General features: G+C 64.3%; 8 protein-coding genes and 1 pseudogene. 3 read left to right on the forward strand and 6 right to left on the reverse strand.

All coding sequences use genetic code 11. The features are described from left to right. Nucleotides 1-40: 40 nt before the first annotated feature. From WCB02_RS17725 to WCB02_RS17750, 6 genes are all read right to left on the reverse strand, one after another. The gene (locus tag WCB02_RS17725; protein WP_423959962.1) at nt 41-775 is read right to left on the reverse strand and encodes an aspartate/glutamate racemase family protein; all 735 of its coding nucleotides are present in this window, start codon (nt 773-775) and stop codon (nt 41-43) included. Nucleotides 776-792: 17 nt separating this feature from the next. After that, nucleotides 793-1,695, reverse strand: coding sequence for an ABC transporter permease (locus tag WCB02_RS17730; protein WP_423959964.1), 903 nt, complete (start codon nt 1,693-1,695; stop codon nt 793-795). A gap of 2 nt (nt 1,696-1,697) precedes the next feature. Then, nucleotides 1,698-2,576 (reverse strand): ABC transporter permease, encoded by an 879-nt coding sequence (locus WCB02_RS17735; RefSeq protein WP_423959966.1) that lies wholly within the window; start codon nt 2,574-2,576, stop codon nt 1,698-1,700. 78 nt (nt 2,577-2,654) lie between these two features. Further along, nucleotides 2,655-3,947: an ABC transporter substrate-binding protein gene (locus WCB02_RS17740; RefSeq protein WP_423959968.1), complete on the reverse strand. Its 1,293-nt coding sequence runs from the start codon at nt 3,945-3,947 to the stop codon at nt 2,655-2,657. Between the two features lie 41 nt (nt 3,948-3,988). Next, nucleotides 3,989-5,023 (reverse strand): ABC transporter ATP-binding protein, encoded by a 1,035-nt coding sequence (locus WCB02_RS17745; RefSeq protein WP_423959969.1) that lies wholly within the window; start codon nt 5,021-5,023, stop codon nt 3,989-3,991. Nucleotides 5,024-5,526: 503 nt separating this feature from the next. Then, nucleotides 5,527-6,207 carry an aldolase gene (locus WCB02_RS17750; RefSeq protein WP_423959970.1) on the reverse strand — a complete coding sequence of 227 codons (681 nt, stop codon included), beginning with the start codon at nt 6,205-6,207 and terminating at the stop codon, nt 5,527-5,529. A gap of 118 nt (nt 6,208-6,325) precedes the next feature. On the opposite strand from WCB02_RS17750, the pseudogene ltnD reads away from it, so the two are divergent. From ltnD to otnK, 3 genes and pseudogenes are all read left to right on the forward strand, one after another. Further along, nucleotides 6,326-7,249 (forward strand): annotated as a pseudogene (gene ltnD / locus WCB02_RS17755) (L-threonate dehydrogenase); the annotation flags it as partial. Between the two features lie 15 nt (nt 7,250-7,264). Continuing rightward, a complete protein-coding gene (otnI, locus tag WCB02_RS17760; RefSeq protein WP_423959972.1) occupies nt 7,265-8,047 on the forward strand; it encodes a 2-oxo-tetronate isomerase in 783 nt (260 codons plus the stop codon). Continuing rightward, on the forward strand, nt 8,044-8,999 hold a 956-nt coding region (gene otnK / locus WCB02_RS17765), incomplete at its 3' end, for a 3-oxo-tetronate kinase (RefSeq protein ID WP_423959974.1). The genes otnI and otnK, both read left to right, overlap by 4 nt.

Genomic DNA, 8,999 nt, shown 5'->3' on the forward strand with positions numbered 1-8,999 from the left:
TGGCCGGGACAAGCCCGGCCATGACGTTCATTCAGCAACCTCAACGCGGCGCGAACGGTGCGAACGATCCGAGATAGGTTTTCGGCCGCGGCGCGGCGTAGGCGCCGATCTTCGAGGTTTTCAGGCCGAGCGCGCCGAAGGCCTCGGCGAGCTTGACGGCGCTGGCGACGCCGTCGATCACGGGAAGACCGTGCTTGTCGGTCAGGCGCGCGGCGAGTTCGGCCATGCCGGCGCAGCCGAGCACGATGGCCTCGGCGCGGTCGTCATGCTTGGCGCGTTCGATTTCGGCGCCGATCTGTTCGGACGCGTTGGAATTGGGATCGTCCAGCGACAGTACCGGGATCTCGCAGGCGCGCACCCGGGCGCAGCGCGCGGCGAGGCCGTATTTCATGAGATTGGTTTCGATCGCAGCGATCGAGCGCGACAGCGTCGTGACCACCGCAAAGCGATGCGCCAGCATCGCGGCCAGGTGAAATGCCGCTTCCCCGATGCCGATCACCGGGGCGGAAGCGAGGCTGCGCGCGGCCTCGAGGCCGGTATCGTCAAAACAGGCGATGATGTGCGCAGACACGCCGAGCGATTCACCCTTGGCGATTTCGGCCAGCAGGCCCGGCACCGAAAACGCCTCATCGTAATAGCCCTCGATCGAGACCGGCCCGTCCGCCGGATTGACCGCGAGGATCTCCGTCCCGGGCGCTGCAACCGTGCGGGCGGCCCGGCCGATCGTCTCGGTCATCGCAGCCGTGGTGTTCGGATTGACGATGAGAATGCGCAATGCCGTCCGCTCCTGCGCTACACCATGCCCTTGCCGGCATCGGAGCCGTGGCGCCGCTGCCGGGCCTGCAGCACAAGAATGACGACCAGCGCGGAGAAAATCACCAGAAACGAAACCGCGCTGGTCAACGTTCCCAGCGCATAGATGTCGGGCTTCGTGACGGTGGTGGTCAGGCCCTGCAATTCGAGCGGCAGCGTATTGACAGAGCCGATCGCCTGGCTGGAACGTGCCAGTTCGTCCCATGACAGGGTGAAGCCGAACAGGCCGATGCCGACGACCGACGGCAGGATGATCGGCAGCACGACATGGCGGAAGGTTTGCCACGGCGTCGCGCCGAGGTCGCGGGCGGCCTCTTCGAGCCGGCTGTCGAAGCGGTTGAAGATCGCGAACATGATCAAGAGGCCGAACGGCAGCGTCCAGGTCAGATGCGCGCCGAGGCCGGAGGTGAACAGCCCCATCGCCGTGGTCCAGCTCGAGGCCCAGGCACCGAGCCCGACATCCGAGCCGTGCTTGATGATGAAATCGTCGAGCAGGCGGAATTCCAGGGCGATGCCGAGCGAGGTGATGATCGAGGGCATGATCAGGCTGGCGATCGCCGTATAAAACAAAATCGAGGCGCCGCGGAATGAGCGGCGAAACGCCATGCCGGCCGCGACCGAGAGCACGACCGTCAGCACCATGACGACGAGGCCAAGCTCCAGCGAGCGCCTGAAGGCGGCGCCAATGTCGACGATGCCGCCGCCCGCCAGCACCTTCTCGAACCAGGTCAGTGATACGCCGTTCATCGGGAAGGTCAGGCCGCCCTCGGGCCCCTGGAACGATAGAACGTAGATCGCAAACATCGGTCCATACAGGAACAACACGTAGGCGAAGAAGAACGCCCCGAGCAGATAGAAGGATCGCGGCCGCTTCTCGCCCATCGCTACAGCTCCTTGCGGATGTCGACGATCCGGGTCAGCGCGGAGATGATCAAAATCGTGATGCCGAGCAGGATCACCGCGTTGGCCGCGGCGGCCGGGAATTGCAGCGCGCCGAGGCGCGTCTCGATGATCTTGCCGGCGGATGCGATCTGCTCGCCGCCCATCACGCCGACGGTGACGAAATCGCCCATCACGATCGTCACCACGAAGATCGAGCCGATGACGATGCCGGGCTTCGCCAGCGGGATGATGACGTTGACCAGCGTCTGCCAGCCGGTCGCGCCGGCGTCATAGGCGGCCTCGATCAGCCGCTTGTCGATGCGGATCATCGAGTTGAAGATCGGCACCACCATGAAGAAGGTGAACAGATGCACCAGCGCCAGCACCACGGAGAATTCCGAGAACAACAGCCACTCCACCGGCTGATGGATCAGGCCGGCGCCCTCCAGCCCCTTGTTGACCAGGCCGTTGCGGCCGAGCAGCGGAATCCACGCGATCATGCGGATCACGTTCGAGGTCCAGAACGGAATCGTGCAGAGCAGCGTGAGCACGATCTGCCAGGTCTTGGTGCGGATGTGGAAGGCGAGGAAATAGGCCACCGTGAAGCCGATGATGAGTGTCAGGCCCCAGGTCAGGAAGCACAGTTTCAAGGTGTTGAGATAGGTCTTCAGGATCGTGCACAGCTCCGGCAGATCGGCAATGCAGCCCTCGAACGTATCGGTGTAGCCGCGCAGGCTGAACGCCGGGATCATCTCGTATTCGTTGTAATCCCAGGCGCTGACGATCGCGACCAGCACCAGCGGCAGCAGGAAGAACAGCGCGAAGACAAGCATCATCGGGCCGGCCTGCAGCCAGGTGATGGACCTGCGGTCTTGCATCATGGAAGGGCCGATCCCTGAACTTGCTTGCGGAATTGGGCTTGCCGCGCGCGATCTGCGCGACAAGCCCGGAGCCAATCATCAGGCGGCGATGAACTCGTTCCACTTGCGGACCATGTAGTCGTTCTCGTCCATCACGGCGTTCCAGCAGGCGACCGCGCCCATCCGATCCTCGTAGGAGCCGCCGTCGCGGACCGCGCCGGCCTTTTCGAGCAGCGTGCCGTCCGGCGCCTTGATGTCGCTGGCAGCGGGCTTGCCCTCCATCCAGTAGCCCCACTCGTCGGCCGTCATGTTGGCCTTGGCGGTGGAGAGCACGGCGGAATAATAGCCCTGGCGGTTGAGATAGGCGCCGGCCCAGCCCGACAGGAACCAGTTCACGAACTCATAGGCCCATTCGAGTTTCGGCCCGGACACCGCCTTCGACACGCAGAAGCCCGACGCCCAGGAGCGATAGCCTTCCTTGAGCGGCTGGAAGGTGCAGGGGATTCCCATCGAGCGCACCTTGGTGACCGCCGGCGACCACATCGACTGGATCACGGTCTCGCCCGCGGCCATCAGGTTGACGGACTCGTTGAAGTCCTTCCAGAAGGCACGGAACTGGCCGGCCTGCTTGGCTTCGGTCAAGACCTTCATCGTCAGATCGATCTCGGGCTTGGTCATGTTGCCCTTGTCGCCGTATTTGTGCTGGCCGGTGGCCTCGATCACCATCGCGGCATCCATGATGCCGATCGAGGGGATGTTGAGGATCGCGGCCTTGCCCTTGAATTCGGGGTTCAGCAGTTCGGCCCAGGAATTGATCGGCCGCTTGATCAGGTCCGGCCGGATGCCGAGCGTATCGGCGTTGTAGACCGTCGGGATCAGCGTGATGTAGTCGGTCGGCTTGGCCGAGAACGTCTTGGAATTCGCGCCCTCGAGATAGAGCACCTTCCAGGGCGCGGTGCCCTGGCTGCCGATCTTCTTGCCGCTCGGCAATTCGCCCTTGGTGAACACCGGCGTGATATTGTCGAACTCCTTGATCTTCTTGGCGTCGAGCGGAAAGATGTTGCCGGATGGCACCAGCTTCTTCAGCGAGACGAATTCGGTATCGAGCACGTCGAACGAGTTCGGCTGGGTGATGACGCGCTTGGTCACATCGTCGGTCGTCGCCGTGATGTATTCGATCTTGATGCCGGTGTCTTCGAGGCACTTCTTCGAAATGGCGTCGCCTTCGTTCACTGCTGTGCCGAGATAGCGCAGCACCTTCTCCTCGGCGGAATGCACATAGGGAAATCCGGTGATCGCGCCGGAGCCTGCGGCAAATCCGGCGATGCCGGCGGTACCTTTCAGCAAAGTGCGGCGGTTGATGCCTTTGGTGGTTTTCGATCGATCGGTCATGGTCGTCTCCAAGGGTGGACAAAGGTAGACAAGGATGGATGTCAGGCCACCGGTTCAGGTGACGCGACGGACGTGGAAGGGCGGGTCTTCAGCAGATTTGCCAGCGCGGGATTCCAGGTGGCGACCACGCGCTCGCCGGCCGCGTAATTGGCGGCGTCGAACTGGCTTTCAGAGAGCTGGGCGTTGATGTCAGTGCCGTCGTCGGCCGTGATCGCGACCATGACATAGGTGCCTTGGTACTCGACGTCGATGACGGTGCCGGCGATCCTCGGACCATCGACGGCTTCGTCCGGCCTTTTCAGTGTCAGACGATCGTTGCGAACCGCGAAAGTCTCGCCGCCTGTGGCAATGACGTTGTGGCCGCCGATGAATTTGGCGGTGAATTCCGTGCGCGGATGGTTGAAGATGGCGCGCGGCGTGCCCTGCTGTTCGATCCGTCCGGCATTCATCAGCACCACGAGATCGGCCAGCGCCATGGCCTCGTCCTGACCATGGGTGACATGGATGAAGGTGATGCCGAGCTCGCGCTGCAGCCTTTTCAGTTCCGCGCGCATGCGCAGCCGCAGGAACGGGTCCAGTGCCGATAGCGGCTCGTCCAGCAGCAGGATCTGGGGCGAGGTGATCAAGGCCCGCGCCAGCGCCACGCGCTGCTGCTGGCCGCCCGACAACTGGGTCGGCAGCCGCGCTTCATGGGCCTGCATGTCGACCAGCTCGAGCAGCTTCCTGGCCTCGGCATGCCGCTTGGCCTTGGCGACGCCCCGCATCTTCAGCGCAAAGGCGACGTTGTCGATCACGGACAGATGTGGAAACAGCGCATAGGACTGGAACATCATCGCCGTCGAGCGTTCCGCCGGAGCCAGATCCGTGACGTTCTTCGGTCCGACGATGATGTCGCCCGATGTCACGGATTCATGACCGGCGATCATGCGCAGCGTGGATGTCTTGCCGCAGCCGGACGGCCCGAGCAGGCAGCAATAGGTGCCCGCCGCAATCCTCAGGTTGATCGCATCGACGGCGGTGACGTGGCCGAAGGTCTTCGTCACTTGCACCAATTCCAACGCTGCGCCGGTCGTCATCCCTGATCCCGCCCGTAGTGCCGGGGTTTCGACCACCCCTAAAGCCGCAAAGCATCTGCAACGGGTATGCCAAGGCGGCCGGCGTGGACGCGCGCGCCGTGACCGCCGGCCTTCCCGTCAAAGCTTCATGCTTCAAGTTTCGGTGAGGTCGGAGCAGCAGTCGCGGCAGGGCCCGCCATTTGGTTGGCGCGTCCGGGCGGGAACCGTCCAAGGCGTCGCAGACTGTATGCGCGCTGGCCAGCCTTGCCGTAATTTTAAGCAGATATCTCAATATGCAGGCATTTGAGCCGGCCCGCGGTCGCCGAACTCAAGATTGACTCGCGCGAGGCTTGCGACGACGCGCGGCTCTCGGCGGTTGTAGTCGTCCGGACACAATTTCCGCGATACGGCGTCCATCGCAAGGCGCGCAAACGAGGAAGCAATCCATCAGGCACCTCGCTCGGCGCTAGCATGGATTGCTTCGCGGCACTCGGAATGACGCGGATGGAGCTGTTCTACGGCTGCTATCTGTGCGACGGCCCATCTTCCGGCAACGACAGCCCAAACACCTTCGTCAGATCCGCGACCTGCTCAGCCGAGAGATAGCGCGGGTTGAGCCCGCGCAGCAGCAGATAGAGTTTTGCGGTCTCTTCAAGTTCCTCGATCGCGAACACTGCGGCTTCCAGCGTGTCGCCAGCGACGACCGGGCCGTGATTGGCCAGCAGCACGGATGAATAGTTGCCGGCGAGGCCCTTGATGGCGTCGGCGACCGCCGGATCGCCCGGACGATAATACGGCACGAGAGCGGTGGCGCCGCATTTCATCAGATAATACGCGGTCATTGGCGGCAGCGCCGCGCGGAGATCGATCTCGGGCAGCATCGACAGCGCCACCGAATGGGTCGAGTGCAGATGCACCACCGCGGCCGCTGTGCCGCGAGTCTGATACAGCGCGTCGTGCAGCGGCACCTCCTTGGTCGGCGCGTCGCCGCAGACGAGCCTGCCATGCGCATCGAGCCGCGACAGCCTGGCTGGATCGAGAAAGCCGAGCGAGGCGTTGGTCGGCGTCACGAGAGTCCCGCCGTCATCGAGCCTGACGCTGATATTGCCCGACGAGCCCGGCGTCAGCCCGCGCTCGAACAGCGAGCGACCGAGCCGGCAGATGTCGTCGCGCAGCCTGGTTTCCTGGACCGTGATTTCACTCATGGCGGTGTCCTTTTTTCGCGTTGTCTCATGCTTTGGCAGCACGGCCAAGCCGTGATACCCAGAGGCCAAGGCCGTCGTCCATCGGCCGAGGGGAAGCCAAGCGACCAAAGGGAAGTGCTGCATGTCTGATACCGCAAAACCGAAGATCGCCGTCATCGGCCTCGGCTCGATGGGCTTCGGCATGGCGACCTCGCTGCGGCGCGCGGGTTTTGAGGTCACCGGCTGCGATGTCGCAGCCGACAGCGTGGCGCGGTTCGTCAAGGACGGCGGCAAGGGCGCCAAGACGCCGGCCGAAGCCGCTCACGCGGCCGATATCGTGGTCAGTGTCGTCGTCAACGGCGCGCAGACCGAGGCGATCCTGTTCGGCGCGGACGGCGTCGCCGAAACGCTGCCCAAGGAGGCTGTCCTCATCTCCTCGGCCACCATGGACCCCGACGTCGCGCGCAAGCTCGCCAAGCAGTTGGAAGCGACTGGACGGCATTATCTGGACGCGCCGATCTCCGGCGGCGCGCAGCGCGCGGCGCAGGGCGAGCTCACCATCCTGGCGTCCGGGAGTCCCGCGGCGTTTGCCAAGGCGAGGCCCGCGCTCGATGCAATGGCGGCCAAGCTCTACGAGCTCGGCGATGCGCCAGGCCAGGGCGCCGCGTTCAAGATGATCAACCAGCTGCTCGCCGGCGTGCATATCGCCGCGGCATCGGAGGCGATCACCTTTGCCGCCAGGCAAGGGCTCGACATCCGGAAAGTCTACGAGGTCATCACCGCCTCCGCCGGCAATTCCTGGATGTTCGAGAATCGTATGCCGCATGTGCTCGACGGCGATTATGCGCCGCGCAGCGCGGTGGAGATTTTCGTGAAAGACCTCGGCATCATCCAGGACATGGCGCGCAGCGCGCGGTTTCCGGTACCGGTCGCCGCTGCGGCGCTGCAGATGTTCCTGATGACGGCGGCATCGGGCATGGGCCGCGACGACGATGCCTCGGTGGCGCGGATCTATGCGCGGATCACCGGCACGGCACTGCCGGGCGAGCCGAAACAGACCTGAACAAGAGGACGCACCATGCCCCGTTTCGCCGCCAATCTCTCCATGATGTTCACCGAAGTGCCGTTCCTCGACCGTTTTGATGCGGCGGCGAAAGCCGGTTTCACCGCGGTGGAATTCCTCTTCCCCTATGAGCATCCCGCCGATGCCGTCGGCGAGCGGCTGAAGAGCTGTGGCCTGACCCAGGCGCTGTTCAACCTGCCACCCGGCGATTGGGCGGCCGGCGAAAAAGGCTTTGCGGCGTTGCCCGAGCGTTTTTCCGATCTGCAGCAGAGCCTGAAGACCGCGCTGCCCTACGCGCAGGCGACCGGGGTCAAGCGGCTGCATCTGATGGCTGGGATCGCCGACCGCGGCGACCGCAGGGCGGTGGAGGCGTTCTATAAATCGGTGGCCTGGGCCGCGGAGTTTTTCGCGCCCCACGGCCTCGACGTCGTGATCGAGCCGATCAATCCGCGCAACGTGCCCGGCTATTTCCTCAACGATTTCGGCTTTGCGCGCGACCTGATCCGGGAACTGAAAATACCGAACCTGAAACTGCAATTCGATATCTATCATTGCCAGATCATCCATGGCGACGTCACCACGCGCCTGCGCGAGATGATGCCGATCATCGGCCACATCCAGATCGCCAGCATCCCGTCGCGCAACGAGCCCGATGGCGAGGAGCTGAATTATCCGTTCCTGTTCGACGAGCTCGACCGGCTCGGCTATGGCGGCTTTGTCGGCTGCGAATACAATCCGCGCGGCAGGACCACTGACGGCCTTGGCTGGTTCAAGCCTTACGCGGGAGCAAGACCGTGACCCTGAAACTCGGCTGCATTGCCGACGACTATACCGGCGCCTCCGACCTCGCCAACACCTTGACCCGCGCCGGCCTGCGCACGGTGCAGACCATCGGCGTGCCCGCCGACGATCTGGCGTTGCCGGACGTCGACGCCGTGGTGGTGTCGCTGAAAAGCCGCTCGATCGAGCCGCAGCTTGCGGTCGCCCGTTCGCGATCAGCGGAAAAATGGCTGCGCGGCCGCGGCGCCGCGCATGTGCTGTTCAAGATCTGCTCGACCTTCGATTCCACCGACGCCGGCAATATCGGCCCGGTGATGGACGCGCTGCGCGAAGATTCCTGCGACAAGATCGTGCTGGTGACGCCGGCATTTCCGGAAACCGGGCGCACCGTCTATCAGGGCAACCTGTTCGTGGGCGCGGTTCCGTTGAACGAAAGCCCGCTCAGGGATCACCCGCTCAATCCGATGCATGATTCCAATCTGGTGCGGGTGCTGGCGCGGCAGAGCCAGACCAGAATCGGGCTGGTCGCGCTCGCGGTCGTGGCGCGCGGGGTGAATGCCGTCCGCGTCCGGCTTGCCGAGCTCGCGGCAGATGGATTCGGTGCTGCTATCATCGATGCGGTGTTCGACCGCGATCTCGAAACCATCGGCGCCGTTGCGCTGGAGCATCGCATCTCGGTCGGTGCGTCCGGCATCGGGCTTGGGCTCGCGCGCACGCTGGTGGCCGCGGCCGGCGGCAAGCGCGAGGCCGCGGATGACACGGTGGAGTTGCCGGTCGGCGGACCGGCGGCCTGCCTCGCCGGCAGCTGCTCGCAGGCGACACTGGGGCAGATCGCGAACGCCGAAAAGATCATGCCGGTCCGGCATCTCGATCCCGAACGTGTGGTTGGAGGCAAGGACGAGGCGCGCGCCGCGCTGGCCTGGGCGCGGGAACGGCTCGGCAGCGGTCCGGTCCTGATCGCCAGCAGCGC

This window comes from Bradyrhizobium sp. (assembly GCF_049581145.1).
GTDB lineage: Bacteria > Pseudomonadota > Alphaproteobacteria > Rhizobiales > Xanthobacteraceae > Bradyrhizobium.

Coding starts and splice junctions, on each gene's coding strand:
- WCB02_RS17730 (WP_423959964.1), bottom strand. CDS start 1,695: ATGGGCGAGAAGCGGCCGCGATCCTTCTATCTGCTCGGGGCGTTCTTC.
- WCB02_RS17735 (WP_423959966.1), bottom strand. CDS start 2,576: ATGATGCAAGACCGCAGGTCCATCACCTGGCTGCAGGCCGGCCCGATG.
- WCB02_RS17740 (WP_423959968.1), bottom strand. CDS start 3,947: ATGACCGATCGATCGAAAACCACCAAAGGCATCAACCGCCGCACTTTG.
- WCB02_RS17745 (WP_423959969.1), bottom strand. CDS start 5,023: ATGACGACCGGCGCAGCGTTGGAATTGGTGCAAGTGACGAAGACCTTC.
- WCB02_RS17750 (WP_423959970.1), bottom strand. CDS start 6,207: ATGAGTGAAATCACGGTCCAGGAAACCAGGCTGCGCGACGACATCTGC.
- otnI (WP_423959972.1), top strand. CDS start 7,265: ATGCCCCGTTTCGCCGCCAATCTCTCCATGATGTTCACCGAAGTGCCG.